The sequence below is a fragment of the Chitinophaga flava genome, from assembly GCF_003308995.1.
Classification (GTDB): Bacteria; Bacteroidota; Bacteroidia; order Chitinophagales; family Chitinophagaceae; genus Chitinophaga; species Chitinophaga flava.
Genome location: NZ_QFFJ01000001.1, coordinates 3051903 through 3066483 on the forward strand (window position 1 = coordinate 3051903; position 14581 = coordinate 3066483).

Genomic DNA, 14581 nt, shown 5'->3' on the forward strand with positions numbered 1-14581 from the left:
GCCTTAAAACAACATTATCAAATATGAGGAAATACTTGCTCACAGGCATGAGTATAGCCGGTATGGCTTATCTGAGTGCCTGCAACCAGGGAAAAGCCGCTGCCGACAAACAAGCTACCCCAGATATCCTGGCCGCCAATGTAGACAGTACCGTCAACCCCGCACAAGATTATTTTGACTTTGTCAACGGCGGATGGATCAAACAAAACCCTATACCCGCAGAATACAGCGCCTGGGGCATCGGCAACCTCGTACAGGAAGAGCTGTACAAACGCCTGCGTCTCATCAACGAACAAGCTGCTGAGAAACCAGGTGACGCCATCTCCCATAAGATAGCCTCCTTCTGGAAAAGTGGTATGGACTCCGTAGCTATCAATGCTGCCGGTATCAAACCAATTGAAGAAGATCTCAAAGCTATTGATGCTGTTACCAACGTACAGGAACTGGTAGCACTGGCCGCCACTCAGAACATTTACACCGGCGCTATGTGCAGTCCTTACATTGCCCAGGACAGCAAAAACAGCGAAGCTATGGCCCTGCAGTTTTATCAGGGTGGGCTGGGACTTCCCAACCGCGATTACTACTTCAACACCGATGAGCGTACTACTAAAGTAAGACAGGCTTATCCTGCTCATATCGCCCGTATGCTGCAGTTCACCGGTATGGATGCTAATGCCGCCAAAACAGCCGCTGAAGACATTGTAAAGCTGGAAACCCTGCTGGCCAAATCCAGCCGTAAACTGGCCGATCTGCGCGATCCGGAAGCCAATTACCACAAAATGTCTGTAACAGAGCTGAACAAAATAGCCGGTAATATCGACTGGGCCGCCTTCATCAAACAACAAGGCATTAGTAAGTTTGCTGACACCATCATTGTTGGTCAGCCTGAATTCTATACCGCCCTCAGTACTGCCGTTAAATCGCAGCCACTCAGCACCTGGAAAAACTATCTTAAATGGCACCTGATCAGCAGCGCTGCTTCATCGCTTAGCGACACCATCGCGGCTACTAACTTCGCCTTCTACAACACCCTGCTCAAAGGTCAGGAGAAACAGAAACCACGCTGGAAGCGCGTGCTGGACACTGAAGAAGACGCCATCGGCGAAGCCCTGGGCCAGCTGTTTGTAAAAGAATTCTTCAACGCCACCGCCAAAAAAAGATATGAAAACATGGTGGAGGATATCCGCGGCGCCCTCAAAACACGCATCGAAAACCTCACCTGGATGAGCGACAGCACCAAACAGAAAGCACTGTACAAACTGTCGAAGATCACCAAAAAAGTAGGTTATCCTGATAAATGGAAAGACTTCTCCGCAATGGACATCAAAGACCAGTCCTATGCTCAGAATATCAAAGCAGCCCGTCAATGGTGGCATAACTACTCTGTCAACAAACTGGGTAAACCAGTAGACCGCACCGAATGGGACATGACTCCGCAGACGTATAACGCCTACTACAACCCCAGCAACAACGAAATCGTACTGCCTGCCGGTATCTTCACCGTTCCCGGTAAACGCGATGAAGAACTGGATGACGCCCTCGTATACGGCTATGCCGGCGCCTCCACCATCGGCCACGAAATCACCCATGGCTTCGATGATGAAGGCCGTCAATTTGATGCAGAAGGTAACCTGAAAAGCTGGTGGACCAAAGAAGATGAAAGCAAATTCAATCAGCGTGCAGCCGTGATGGTTAGACAATTCGACAGCTATGTTGTAGTAGACAGCCAGCACATCAATGGTAAAGCCACCCTCGGTGAAAACATCGCCGACCTCGGCGGTATCCTCCTCGGATGGGACGCTTTCCAGCATACAGAACAATTCAAAAAGAACCAACCTATCGCCGGATATACGCCGCCACAGCGATTCTTCATGGGTTACTCCCTGGGATGGCTCAGCCATACTAAAAAAGAAGAACTCGCCCGTCGTGTACTCACCGACGTTCACTCACCTGCTAAATTTAGAGTGAACGGACCTTTCAGCGATGTAGATGCTTTTTATAAAGTGTATAATGTGAAAGAAGGTAATGGCATGTGGAGAGCGGATAGTGCGCGGGTACGGATCTGGTAACAACGGTGATAGATATGATTTTTCTGATGCTCCTGATGAGCGAAGATTAATTTTTGAGACCTGATCGGGATTTTTCCTGATCAGGTTTTTTTTGTAGATTGATGGTGTTGTTTTTTTTTTGATTTTTGATTTTTGATTTTTGATTTTTTGATTGTTTTTTGATCTGTATTGTTAACCACAAAATATCTTTATGATTAACCCGAATTATGCTTACTCTGAATTGACCAGCAAAATAATTGGATGTGCCATGACTGTACATAGTACACTGGGGAATGGATTTCTGGAAATTGTTTATCAGCGGGCATTGGCTATTGAGATGAATAAGAATGGGATTTCATTTGAACAGGAAAAAGGAATGCCTATATTTTATGATAGGCAATTGGTAGGAACAAGAAGGGCTGATTTTATAGTAGAAGGAGTGGTGGTCGTAGAATTGAAAGCTATACTTAATACAGATAATGCACACATTGCTCAAACATTTAATTATCTTGAGGCTCATAATATTGAAATTGGATTGCTAATAAATTTCGGAGCCAGCAGACTGGAATTCAAACGTTTAAAAAATGACAAGTTCAAACCATTACCCTCGTAAGGTATTAACCCGTGCCATTATCATCTTCATCAGTCTCATCACATCTATCACAGTTACAGTGATGGGACAGACTTTTTCAGAATCCTTCAAACCATTTACCGGAACACCGCGCCATTACATCTGTTATCAAACCAATGACAGTATTTCCATTGACGGAAAACTGTCTGAAACAGCCTGGCAGCAAGTGCCCTGGACTGAAGACTTCACCGATATTGAAGGTAATGCCAAACCTAAACCACCGCTGCGTACCCAGGTAAAAATGATGTGGGACCAGCACTACCTCTACATTGCAGCCGTCATGCAGGAGCCCCATATCTGGGCTACGCTGAAAGAACATGATGCCATCATCTTTCATGATAATGATTTTGAAGTATTTATCGATCCTGATGGTGATACGCACCAGTATTTTGAACTGGAAATCAATGCATACAACACCGTGATGGACCTGTTTATGAACAAACCTTACCGCAATGGTGGTAACGCTTTGCTCAACTGGGATACTAAAGGCGTAAAGACCGCCGTTCATATAAACGGTACACTCAACCAGCCCAACGACGAAGACAAGGAATGGACTGTGGAAATGGCCATCCCTTTCAATGCCCTGCGCTTTTTCAACGATGTACGCCGGCCTGCTGACAGCACCATCTGGCGCATTAACTTCTCCAGGGTAGAATGGGATACCAAAGTAGAAGACAATCAGTACGTCAAACTAAAAAAACCGGAAAACAACTGGGTATGGTCGCCACAGGAAATCATCAACATGCATGCTCCTGAGAGATGGGGATACCTGCAGTTCAGTACACAACCCACCGGAGGAAAAACGGTCAACTTCCAGATGCCAGCCACTGAACCCGCCAAACGTTACCTGTGGAACATCTACCATCAACAACTGCAGTACTGGCTAAGCCATCGTAAATTCGCCAGCAGCCTGCAAGAGCTGAAAGTGCCCGCCAAACAAACCACTGCCGACGGAGCCGTATATTCCCTGCAAATGGAAGGCATCAGCTCCCAGTTCAATGCCAGCATTCAAGGCAATACCTTCAATGGCATTATTCGTATCAACCAGGAAGGTCGTATCACCACCGAAAGAAAATAACAGCTATGAATAAACGTCATTTCATCAAAGCATTAGGCATCGGAGGACTTGCCCTTGCCAAACCATCGCTTCCTGCCAGCGCCGCTACTGCCGAAAAGCCGCAGTCAATGGAAAAAATCGGTGTACAACACCGCGTATGGATCAATCCTGATCCAAAAGAAAAAGCAGCCGATCTGCAAAAACGTTATGCTACTTACCGCAAAGCCGGTATCACTGATCTTTTCTTTGAAGCAGACAGCGAAGTGCATTTCAAAGCCGCCAAAGCCAACGGTATCAAAGCACACCGCTGGATGTGGACCATGAACCGCGGAGAAAAAGAACTGCTGGCCAGCCACCCGGAATGGTATGCCATCAACCGTAAAGGCGAATCCTGCGCCAACCACCCGCCTTATGTAGACTACTATCGCTGGTTATGTCCGAGTAAACCGGAAGTGGTGAACTACCTCAAATCACAGGTACAACAGTTCCTTTCCAAAGATTATGTAGATGGCATTCATCTGGATTATGTCCGTTTCTGTGATGTGATCCTGCCGGTAAACTTGTGGAGCAACTATGGCATTGATCAGTCCAGAGAGCTGCCGGAATACGATTTCTGTTACTGCAACGATTGCCGCAGTGCTTATAAATCCGCTTACGGTAAAGATCCGCTGGAATTGGAACATCCGGACCAAAGTCCTTCCTGGCGCAAGTTCCGCTACGACCGCATTACCAATGTTGTAAAAAATCTGGCGCAGGTAGCAAAGGAGCATAAAAAACCTATTTCAGCAGCAGTATTTCCAACACCAGAAATTGCCAAACGTATTGTAAGGCAAGACTGGACCAACTGGCCGCTGAATGCCGTTATGCCGATGATCTATCATGGATTCTACCGGGAAAATATTACCTGGATAGGAGATGCTGTAGCGGAAGGGGTTAAAACACTGCATGGTGCATTTCCACTGTATGCGGGGCTTTTCCTGCCTGACTTCCATAACAATTACAATGATCTGCGGGAAGCCGTGAAACTGGCTATTGATAATGGAGCTGCCGGGGTTTCGATCTTCGGTGCTGTGACTCCGGAAGTATTGCAGGTATTGGGAGAGAGTGTGTAAGTGAAGAAAAAAATTGGGAATTAGTGACGTCAATCAACATCACTAATTCCCTACTACTTCTAACAGATATTATAAAACATTTGCAGGTCTGTCTGCTACATTCTTACCAAAGTTGTAATTCGGTTTGTTGCCCATCGTTACGACCATTGTACCACCTTTCACCAGGTCCTGGTGAGTGATAAAACTTTTCGTATAGGGTTTTCCGTTAAGTGTAATACTTTGAATGTAGATATTTTCGCTGCTGTTATTGATTGTTTGAACGGTAAATGATTTACCTCCCTGCAGTTTCAGTGTGGCTTTATCAAACAGAGGGCTGCCCATTACGTAAACACCGTTGGCCGGGTTAACAGGGTAGAAGCCCAGGGAAGAAAACACGTACCAGGATGACATCGCGCCACAGTCTTCATTACCGGCGAGGCCTTCAGGCTGATCGAAATAAAAATCCTTCATCACCTGTCTTACCTTTTCTGCAGTCTTCCACTGGTTGCCCGCGAAAGCATACATATAGGTAACGTGGTGGCTAGGTTCGTTGCCATGCGCGTACATACCGATAAGGCCGGAGATATCATCGGAAGCCTGTACACCCATATCACCTTTTGCAGTGAAAAGGCTGTCGAGTTTATGTGTAAAAGCTTCATCGCCGCCCATCAGGCCGATCAGTCCTTCTACGTCGTGAGGTACCAGCCAGGTATATTGCCAGCCGTTACCTTCGGTGAAGTCACCTTTTTCGTGGATGGAGTTGAACGGATCATATGGTGTTTTGAAACTGCCATCACTCAGGCGAGGACGTACAAATTTCATGGTGCTATCGAAATAGTTTTTGTAGTAGGAAGCACGTTTTTTATAGTATTCGTAATCTTCCTTTTTACCCATCTTTTTGGCCATGGCGGCAATGCACCAATCGTCGATGGCATATTCCAGCGCTTTGGATACAGATTCATATTCCTTATCAGCGGGGATATATCCTCTTTCCTTCACATATTTAACGCCCAGGTCGTCGCGCATGGAAGTAGCTTTCATGGCTTCCAGAGCCTCTTCAGCGTTGAAACCGGAGAATCCTTTCAGGTAAGCATCAGCAATCACCGGTACTGCGTGGTATCCCACCATACAGTTGGTTTCACTGCCCATGAGTGGCCATACCGGCAGTTTACCCTGATGTTTGTGAATAGTGAGCATAGAGTTCACGAAGCTGTTCACTTTTTCAGGATGCAGGATAGTGGCCAGGGGAGCCGCAGAGCGGTAGATGTCCCAGAGGGAGAAAACGGAGTAATTATCGAAGCCCGGGTTAGGATATACCTTTTTATCAGTGCCACGGAAGCTGCCGTTGTGGTCGTTGAACAGCGCAGGGTCTATCATGGTGTGATAGAGGGCGGTGTAGAACACGCGGCGGGTAGCTTCGTCTTTAGTGTGGATATCTACTTTAGACAGTTCTTTGTCCCATTTGGCGTTGGCGTTGTTGACAACTTTGGTAAAATCCCAGCCCGGCATTTCCGCGTTGATGTTAGCAAGTGCGTTAGCACTGCCCACCGGAGAGATACCTACTTTTAACATTACCTGTCCGGGAGATTTAGCAAAGGAAATAACACCTTTTACGTTTTTACCTTTCAGGGATTTGCCTTCATTTTTAGTCTCGCCATCGAAGACCATAAACTGTTTTACCGGTACAGAAGACTTGATGGTAAACCATACCCGTTGGTCTTCCGACCAGCCTTTGGAGAAGCGGTAACCTTCCAGCGTGTAGTCATCCACCTGGTGGATGTATGTTTCTACCGGGCCGTCCCAGCCGATACCTTCTTTCAGATCGATGATGATGTTGGAAGGTTCGTTTTTAGGAAAGGTGTATTTATGCAGGGCTACTCTTTCAGTAGCGGTCAGTTCTACGTCGATGTTGTAGTCATCCAGTTTTACCGCGTAATAACCGGGACGGGCTTTTTCGCGGGCATGAGAATAGTGGGAGCCGTAGCCGGAAGTCGGGTTGTCCTGTGTACCACGGTTGGTGCGGACTTTACCGGTATAAGGCATGATCAGCACATCGCCCAGGTCACCGATACCGGTGCCGCTGAGGTGCATCTGGGAGAAGCCGATTACAACGCTGTCGGAGTAGTGGTATCCGGAGCACCAGTCCCAACCTTTAACGATGTTGGTAGGTCCTACCTGCACTGCACCGTAGGGTACGCTGGCACCTACGAATACGTGTCCATGGCCACCAGAGCCGATGTACGGGTCTACTGCTGCTACCGATCTGCTTTCGCTGAAGCCTTTGGCGGGCTTTTTCTGTGCATCGGCTTCAATGCTGTTGAGCATCATAGCCGACAGGGTCAGCGCGCCACCGATCCTAAATCCCATGTTCATAACTAAATCCTTTTAGCAAGCTAATATACGGGGTCAGGATAACTTTTTTAACATTTTTTTTGTGAATGGAAAGAGTAGGGCTCTGGGCGTTGGGAAAATGACTTTTTTGTTAATGGTATTAACAAAAAAAAGCGGAGATAGGTAGGAACGCTTAGTAGCTGCTGAAGATGATTTTAATAGGGCAGAAGGCAGAGGGAACGGGGTATAAGGGCGCGGAGCATGGATCAACAGCTCATCAGCGTAACAGGCTATTTCTCCTATCAAATGATGGGGTCGGGCGGTACCAAACCTGGTGATGGCTAACAGCTAAACAGGATTGGCAATAAGGAGGCAACTCCAGAATGTTGATGCTTTGATATTCCAGAAAGCGAAGCAGGATTGTTAGCAGAGAGGACACTGCAGGAAGTTGGTGTTTTTGATCCTAAAAGCTAAACAGTACTATTAGCAGGCTGTTCCAGGGAAATCTGATAAAAAAATATGGCCACATGCCTGGGCATGTGGCCATTTCGTCTATAAGTTGGCGTAAAAGCGATATCGTTGGCATATCCCCGTTCCTTATGCCTAGGCTGCCGGCTCCAGTACAGGGGCAGCTACCTCAGGCTTAGGTGGTTTCACTAGAAACTTCCTGGTAAAGATTTCATACGCAATCATCAGCCATAACACCAAACAAGGCAAGGCCTTCAGCGCATAAGGCACCGCGAGGTTCTTTCTCACCCAGGGCGTTACCACATCGGAGTGGGAGAAGCTTACCAGCAATATGGCAAAAAACAGGAATATATTATTGGCCCGGGTAGACGGCTGCATCACGTACCAGATACAAATAGCCGGGATGGCGATAATGTAGGTAGGTGATTCTGAGCTGGTACTAAACAGTACCGGGAACATCAGCACAGAGCACAAAATGTATAAACGGTAACGGGAGTTATAACGGTAACGCAGCATGATATACTGAGCCAGGAAGATGATTATCGCCGGTATCAGCACATAGGTATTGCTCAACCAGGGAATATGAAATACCCTTTTGATAAAACCTCCGGCAGAAATATCCTGGAAAACGGTTGTCACGGCTTCGTTCAGGGTATTCTTATGTGCCAGGGCAGCATACCATTCATAATAACAGTTAATCACATACTGAGGGCTGGAAATCAGCATCGGTAATGCAAGCATAATACCACCCCACAGGAAAAGCCCGCCTATCAAGCGTTTGGGGTTACTACTAAAAAAGAAGAAGGCCAGTCCAACAATCCCGTAGATCTTTGTGAGCGTGCCGAGTACGATAAAAAACGCGGCCCACATATCCTTTCCTTTGACAATGGAAGTGAAGGTAAGGATGATGAATGCTCCTACAAACTGGTTCATCTGAAACCATCCGCTGGCGCCCATCAGTTCCTGGGTACAGAGCAGGAGTATAATATTTTGCTGAATACGGTTAAGCGGTAACTGCCGGATAGCATAATACAACACGCCGGCACCGGTGAGTGCCCACAGTAAAGCGCCCAGTCTTGTCTCCAGCCCTGCAAAAGGAGCTATGACAACACTGAATACCGGACCGTACAGGTTTACATCGTAGTATTCCTGCGGATATTCGATATATAACGGTTGCTGATGTATCAGATGGAAAAATACATTCTTGAAAATGAGGAAGTTATTGATATTCCCTCTTGAGATTTCCGTGATGGCTCCAACAAATGCCAACCCAAACCACAGGAACATGATCAACCATTCCTTTTCTCCTAAATACGTCAGCAGGTTCCTTTTCTCCCGCGCAGCTATGTACTTCATCGTAGGTTCAAATACTATAATATGCTTATGTGACGCAATAATCAGCCTTATCCCTCTATTGAAGGACCACAATTATTCAGGTATTCTGCGGATGACAACTATTCTTCAGAAGAAGACCACTGCCTGGATTGCAGGTTGATGGCGGTTATGGCGCCTCCGATAACCAGAATGGCTACGGCCATGACAAAAACAAAAAGTGCTACCATGTAATCGTATTTTTTTGCATTCGCGGGCACAAAGATAGCGAAATGTATGAATGGCAACCGGACTCCTGAATATTTGCAATAAATTCGCCCACCAACCACCATTAAAAGGAAAAGAACGTGAAAAAACCAATCATGTGTACAGGCCTGCTGGCCTGTTTCACTGTGTTCGCTTTTGCTCAAAAGTCGACACAACTTGTCAACACCATGGAAAAAGCCATCCAGGAAAGGAATCCGGCCACTATTAAACCTTACCTCTCAGAAGATTTCCGTGTAGGCATATACGGTAGCAGTCAGGCTTATGGTATGCTAGGGCAGGTACTGTCTTCCTACGATACACTGGAAAAACTCGTCTACCTGAAAGAAGACAACAAAAACATCTCCCTGAAATATTACTATAAAAAGAAGTCTTTTGAATCCACCATCCAGCTGGACAGCAGCGGTAAGATTGCCAGGATTCCCTTCTTTGACCAGCTATTTGGTGTCAATCTCTCCAATCCCTCCCGGCTGGCGGCGGTAGTACCGTTTGAATTTGACAAAGGTAAAATAGTAGTAAAGCTTACCCTTAACGACAGCAAACGGGTACTACGCTTCCTCTTCGACACCGGCGCCGATGGTATGGGTATTAAAAAAGAAGTCGCTGATGAAATAGGCATCCAGGCCAGCCGGCAGCAACAGACCAGCGTAGTAGGCGCCTCCACACAGGTAGGCATCGCTACCGGCCTCACTATGCATTTTGATACGCTCGCTATCCGGCAGCAGAACAGCGCCATCTTTCCCCGTTTTGATGGCGACCTCGACGGTCTGTTTGGCGGTAACTTCCTCCGTAACTATATCACTGAAATAGATTTCGATAAATCTGAAATCCGGCTCTACACGTTGGGGAAATTTACCTATCCTACCGGTGGTGCCCTGGTACCACTGGACTTCAGCGCCGGTGTGCCTGGTATACAAGGAACCGTAAAACTCAACAGCGGCAAAACGTTGAACGGCAACTTCCACTTTGATACCGGTGCCGGCTATCCGCTGATTCTCTTCGGGCCATCTGTACACCGTAACAAACTGGAGGAAGGTTTCCACACACTCTATCAAAGTACCAACTACAGCATGGGTCATACATCCAATGTCAGCAACGGTATTTTCGAATCGCTTCAGATCGGTAGTAAACAGCTGAATCATTTTATCGGCACCCTGCAATCCTACAGAGAAGGAGATGAGCGCTGGTCACCCAGCGGCGACGGCAGCTTCGGTATAACACTGATTCAGAAATTCAATTGTATCATCAATCTGGCCGACCGGCAGTTTTATCTTACTCCCAATAAAAACTACGCAGTGCCGTCTGATTTCTGGCTGCATAATACCCTCTGGGGCTTCAGCAACGGTGAATTGCGTGTGAAACAGATCATGCCCGAAACGTCTGCCGCCAGCAGTGGCATTGCTGTTAATGATCTGATACTGAGCATCAATGGTGTCAAATCCGCCGATCTATTGGATGTAGAGAACATTAGGAAATATACTCTCGACTGGAAAAATGCGCCGATACAGATAGAGATAAAAAAACCGAATCTTAATAAACCCTGGAAAACAGAGATAGAATAGTTGTTCTGGAAGACGCAAAGGGTACGACCTTTGCGTCTTTTCTGTATAGCACGTTGCATGACATTTTTACGTAAATTAATCTTATGAATAAGTATGGCACTAAACATAAGAAACGAGCACGGGCAGCAGAAGACAGATTAACTTTTCAGGAACGGCTGGCCGCCCTGCGTAATATCCCTGCCTTTTTCAGGATGGTATGGCAAACCAGCCCCGGATTAACGATTGCCAATATCCTGTTGCGTATCGCACAGTCTGCCATGCCGGTATCACTGTTGTACGTAGGCAAGATGATCATTGACGAAGTAGTGCTTATCTCCAAAGATCAAATCCACCCAACCCCGCAGCTGCTGTGGCAGCTGGTAGCCCTCGAATTCGGACTCGCCATACTTTCCGACGCCCTTAGCAGAGCTATCACACTGATGGACAGCCTCCTGGGAGATCTGGTAGCCAACCACACCTCCGTAAAACTCATGGAGCATGCCGCCTCACTGGATCTTGATCAGTTTGAAGATTCTGAATTTTACGATAAACTGGAACGGGCCCGTCAACAAACCATTGGCCGGACTATCCTGCTTTCACAAGTCCTCAGTCAGGTGCAGGACCTTATCACCATGGGCTTTCTGGCCGCCGGGCTGATTGTGTTCAACCCCTGGCTGATATTACTGTTGCTGGTAGCGGTTATCCCCGCCTTTCTGAACGAATCACATTTTAATCATCTGCATTACCGCCTTACCTGGGGGCAGACTTCCGACCGGCGGGAACTGGATTATATACGCTACCTCGGCGCCAGCGACGAAACAGCTAAGGAGGTCAAGGTATTTAATCTGTCAGATTTTCTTATTCAGCGTTTCCGTGTGATATCCGATAAGTTCTATAATGATAAAAAGGACCTGGAATCGAGGCATGCCATCTGGGGCACTTTCTTTGCCTTACTGGGCAGTGCCGGTTATTATACCGCTTATATCATCATCATCCTGCAAACGATCAGTGGCGGGCTTTCTATCGGTAGTCTCGCGTTCCTGGCCGGCTCCTTCCGCCAGCTGCGTACTACCTTCCAGGGCATCCTGATACGCTTTTCCAGTGTCACACAGGGCGCCATGTACCTCAGAGATCTTTTCGAGTTTTTCGAGATACAACCCCGGATGACTTCTCCCAAACATCCCCGGCCTTTTCCTCACCCAATACAGCAGGGATTCACTTTTGAAGATGTAGGTTTTAAATATCATAACTCCGATAAATGGGCTATCCGTCACCTTAACTTCACCCTGCATGCTGGTGAAAAGCTTGCACTGGTAGGAGAGAACGGTGCCGGTAAAACAACTCTCGTCAAACTACTCGCACGCCTATACGATCCGGCCGAAGGCCGCATTCTCCTCGACGGCGTAGACCTCTGTGAATACGATCTCAATGAACTTCGTACGCAGGTTGGCGTTATCTTCCAGGACTATCAACGCTACCAGATGACAGTAGCCCAGAATATCGCCGTCGGCAACATTGATCAGGGACATAACCTTTCGCTGATACAGGATGCGGCCCGTCAAAGTCTGGCTGAACCCCTCATCGAAAAAATGCCTCTCGGGTATGAGCAGATGCTCGGCCGTCGCTTTAATCAAGGAATTGATCTCTCCGGCGGTGAATGGCAGAAAATAGCCCTGGCACGTGCGTATATGAAAGATGCCCAGCTGCTTATCCTTGATGAACCCACTTCCGCACTCGATGCCCGTGCCGAATACAATGTATTCCTACGCTTTGCAGATCTGACGAAAGATAAGACCGCCGTGTTGATATCACACCGGTTCTCCACCGTACGTATGGCTAATCGTATACTCGTACTCGAAAAGGGTCAACTGGCGGAGATAGGCAGTCATGAAGAGCTGCTGGAGCGAAAAGGGAAGTATGCAGAGTTGTTTGAGTTGCAGGCCGCAGGGTATAAGTGATATAACAAAAAAGAGAAGCCGATAGCTTCTCTTTTAAAACTCTTCAATCATTGTTCTTCCTAACCGGTTATTTAGTCTGGTTCTTTGCCAGGAAAAATCTCTTCAGACGTTTCGCTAATTCAGCTGCCATAAGAGGGGGTACAGCATTTCCTATTTGTTTAAATGCTGCTGTCCGGCTTCCTCCTGGTTTAACCCCTTCAAAGTAATAATCATCCGGAAAAGACTGCAATCTGGCAGCTTCTCTGACGGAGATAGAGCGGTTCTGTTCAATATCAGGGTGAATATAGTAATGGCCATCTTTCGCAATATGAGCAACCACCGTATGTGACGATGCCAAATCTCCCGCAACAACTTTAAATCTGTCAAAAAAAGAATGCCGGTTGTTATGTGTTTTCAGATGATCCGGCAGGTCATTATAGTCTAGCCGTTCCTGATTTTCGTTCCATTTTGTTACCGCAATGCGGTATATTTCCTTATCCTGCTCTGTATGAGGTCTCGCAACATGCTGAGTCAGTACATCAATCCCATTTCTGATCTTATTTGTTTCAAGGTAGGAATTAGGTTTTCCCCTATATTTCTGGAATTTATCAAGCCCTTCCCCGGCACTGATTTTGGGTAAATCCCTGAATATGTCCTTCACAAAGCAACTCAGGGGAATATGCACCAATTCAAGTTTAGGCAATACCAGCTCGAGATCTTCCTGCCACCCGATTATGATTATCCTTTTTCTGTTCTGAAGTACTCCAAAATTATTCGCCTCCAGATGAAATATTTGCATTTTGTACCCCGTCTTCAAAAACAACTTCTCCATATTCTGCAGATATATACCTCCACCTGCAGACTCCAACCCATAAACATTTTCAAAAACAAACATTTTGGGTTTATATCTTTCAAGGAATTTTGCATAATAGACATACAGATAATTTCTTTTATCCCCTTTCATATTATTGGCAGACCTGGCTCTTCCAACAAGAGAATAAGCCTGACAAGGGGGACCTCCGATAATTAGATCAACACTCCTGTCTCCCAGTTCTCTGTCTATTTCTTTATATATTTTTGCGTTGTACTCTGCACCAATGGGGAGATTGATTACACTATTCAATAAGTGCTCCGGAACTTTCTCATATAATTCCTTTCTTGTAATCTCTCCTTTTAAATATTTTACATAGATATCAAATTTGCCTCTTTTCTTCAGGTGATAATAAGCTACACGTGTTTTTAAAGAATAGCAGGCTCCTTCATCCATCTCGACATGTGCTATAGGGTTATATCCCTGTCTCAAAAAACCTTCAGAGAGACCGCCGGCACCTGCAAATAAGTCAATATAATTCATCTTTGGAAGATAGTATTTCTGGGGGCAAGTTAACAAGAGTTTGCTGAATATTCCCGGGTTTCAACCCACACTCCCAAATATATATAACTTTCCAACCTTTTTCCAATAATAAGGCATGATATTTCTGATCATTTCTAATATTTCCATTGATCTTATTCAGCCACCACTCTGTTTTTGTTTTAGGAACAACAAAGTATTTACACCCGGCATGTCCATGCCAGAAACAGCCATGAACGAAGATTACCGTTTTATATTTCGGAAGCACTATATCCGGTTTTCCGGGAAGCTCTTTAACATGTATTCTGAATCTGAATCCATTTGCAAACAGAAATTTCCGTACCATCATCTCAGGCTTTGTATTCTTGCCTTTGATGCGGCTCATATTGAAACTACGCGTTTCCCTGTCATGAACATCTGCCATATGTGATTGATATATTCATACCTGCAGGATAGCTGAATCGTATTAGCTCTCTTCTTTGCTTTCCCTATTCATTTCATTGTGCTGTATTACTGTAAATATCCCTATA

At 46.2% G+C, this 14581-nt stretch carries 10 protein-coding genes; 6 read left to right on the forward strand and 4 right to left on the reverse strand.

Annotated features, from left to right (window positions below):
- Positions 1-23: 23 nt before the first annotated feature.
- The 4 genes from DF182_RS12185 to DF182_RS12200 all read left to right on the forward strand — a co-directional run bounded on the left by DF182_RS12185 (position 24) and on the right by DF182_RS12200 (position 4848).
- The gene (locus DF182_RS12185) at positions 24-2069 is read left to right on the forward strand and encodes a M13 family metallopeptidase (RefSeq protein ID WP_113615889.1); all 2046 of its coding nucleotides are present in this window, start codon (positions 24-26) and stop codon (positions 2067-2069) included.
- Between the two features lie 190 nt (positions 2070-2259).
- On the forward strand, positions 2260-2661 hold the full coding sequence (locus DF182_RS12190; protein WP_113615890.1) for a GxxExxY protein: 402 nt from the start codon (positions 2260-2262) through the stop codon (positions 2659-2661).
- Complete coding sequence (locus tag DF182_RS12195; RefSeq protein WP_113615891.1) at positions 2633-3757, forward strand: carbohydrate-binding family 9-like protein; 1125 nt, start codon at positions 2633-2635, stop codon at positions 3755-3757. The genes DF182_RS12190 and DF182_RS12195 overlap by 29 nt, the downstream gene beginning before the upstream one ends.
- Positions 3758-3762: 5 nt before the next feature.
- Positions 3763-4848, forward strand: coding sequence for a family 10 glycosylhydrolase (locus DF182_RS12200; protein ID WP_113615892.1), 1086 nt, complete (start codon positions 3763-3765; stop codon positions 4846-4848).
- A gap of 69 nt (positions 4849-4917) precedes the next feature.
- Here DF182_RS12200 and DF182_RS12205 read toward each other — a convergent pair whose 3' ends face one another.
- Positions 4918-7200: a GH92 family glycosyl hydrolase gene (locus DF182_RS12205; protein ID WP_113615893.1), complete on the reverse strand. Its 2283-nt coding sequence runs from the start codon at positions 7198-7200 to the stop codon at positions 4918-4920.
- A gap of 561 nt (positions 7201-7761) precedes the next feature.
- Positions 7762-8982: a glycosyltransferase family 87 protein gene (locus tag DF182_RS12210; RefSeq protein WP_113615894.1), complete on the reverse strand. Its 1221-nt coding sequence runs from the start codon at positions 8980-8982 to the stop codon at positions 7762-7764.
- Between the two features lie 323 nt (positions 8983-9305).
- On the opposite strand from DF182_RS12210, the gene DF182_RS12215 reads away from it, so the two are divergent.
- A complete protein-coding gene (locus DF182_RS12215) occupies positions 9306-10784 on the forward strand; it encodes an aspartyl protease family protein (protein ID WP_147243423.1) in 1479 nt (492 codons plus the stop codon).
- Between the two features lie 83 nt (positions 10785-10867).
- Positions 10868-12721 carry an ABC transporter ATP-binding protein gene (locus DF182_RS12220; protein ID WP_113615896.1) on the forward strand — a complete coding sequence of 618 codons (1854 nt, stop codon included), beginning with the start codon at positions 10868-10870 and terminating at the stop codon, positions 12719-12721.
- A 67-nt stretch (positions 12722-12788) separates the two neighbouring features.
- Here the strand turns inward: DF182_RS12220 and DF182_RS12225 are convergent, their stop codons facing one another.
- Together DF182_RS12225 and DF182_RS12230 are read right to left on the reverse strand one after the other, a co-directional pair.
- Positions 12789-14054, reverse strand: a complete 1266-nt coding sequence (locus tag DF182_RS12225) for a DNA cytosine methyltransferase (RefSeq protein ID WP_113615897.1) — start codon at positions 14052-14054, stop codon at positions 12789-12791.
- Positions 14041-14475, reverse strand: coding sequence for a very short patch repair endonuclease (locus DF182_RS12230; RefSeq protein ID WP_113615898.1), 435 nt, complete (start codon positions 14473-14475; stop codon positions 14041-14043). Before DF182_RS12230 ends, DF182_RS12225 begins: the two co-directional genes overlap by 14 nt.
- Positions 14476-14581 lie beyond the last annotated feature (106 nt).

Excerpts from the sequence above, each read along its gene's own strand:
- DF182_RS12230 (WP_113615898.1), bottom strand. The coding sequence starts at position 14,475 with ATGGCAGATGTTCATGACAGGGAAACGCGTAGTTTCAATATGAGCCGC.
- DF182_RS12195 (WP_113615891.1), top strand. The coding sequence starts at position 2,633 with ATGACAAGTTCAAACCATTACCCTCGTAAGGTATTAACCCGTGCCATT.
- DF182_RS12220 (WP_113615896.1), top strand. The coding sequence starts at position 10,868 with ATGAATAAGTATGGCACTAAACATAAGAAACGAGCACGGGCAGCAGAA.
- DF182_RS12185 (WP_113615889.1), top strand. The coding sequence starts at position 24 with ATGAGGAAATACTTGCTCACAGGCATGAGTATAGCCGGTATGGCTTAT.
- DF182_RS12225 (WP_113615897.1), bottom strand. The coding sequence starts at position 14,054 with ATGAATTATATTGACTTATTTGCAGGTGCCGGCGGTCTCTCTGAAGGT.
- DF182_RS12200 (WP_113615892.1), top strand. The coding sequence starts at position 3,763 with ATGAATAAACGTCATTTCATCAAAGCATTAGGCATCGGAGGACTTGCC.
- DF182_RS12210 (WP_113615894.1), bottom strand. The coding sequence starts at position 8,982 with ATGAAGTACATAGCTGCGCGGGAGAAAAGGAACCTGCTGACGTATTTA.
- DF182_RS12205 (WP_113615893.1), bottom strand. The coding sequence starts at position 7,200 with ATGAACATGGGATTTAGGATCGGTGGCGCGCTGACCCTGTCGGCTATG.
- DF182_RS12190 (WP_113615890.1), top strand. The coding sequence starts at position 2,260 with ATGATTAACCCGAATTATGCTTACTCTGAATTGACCAGCAAAATAATT.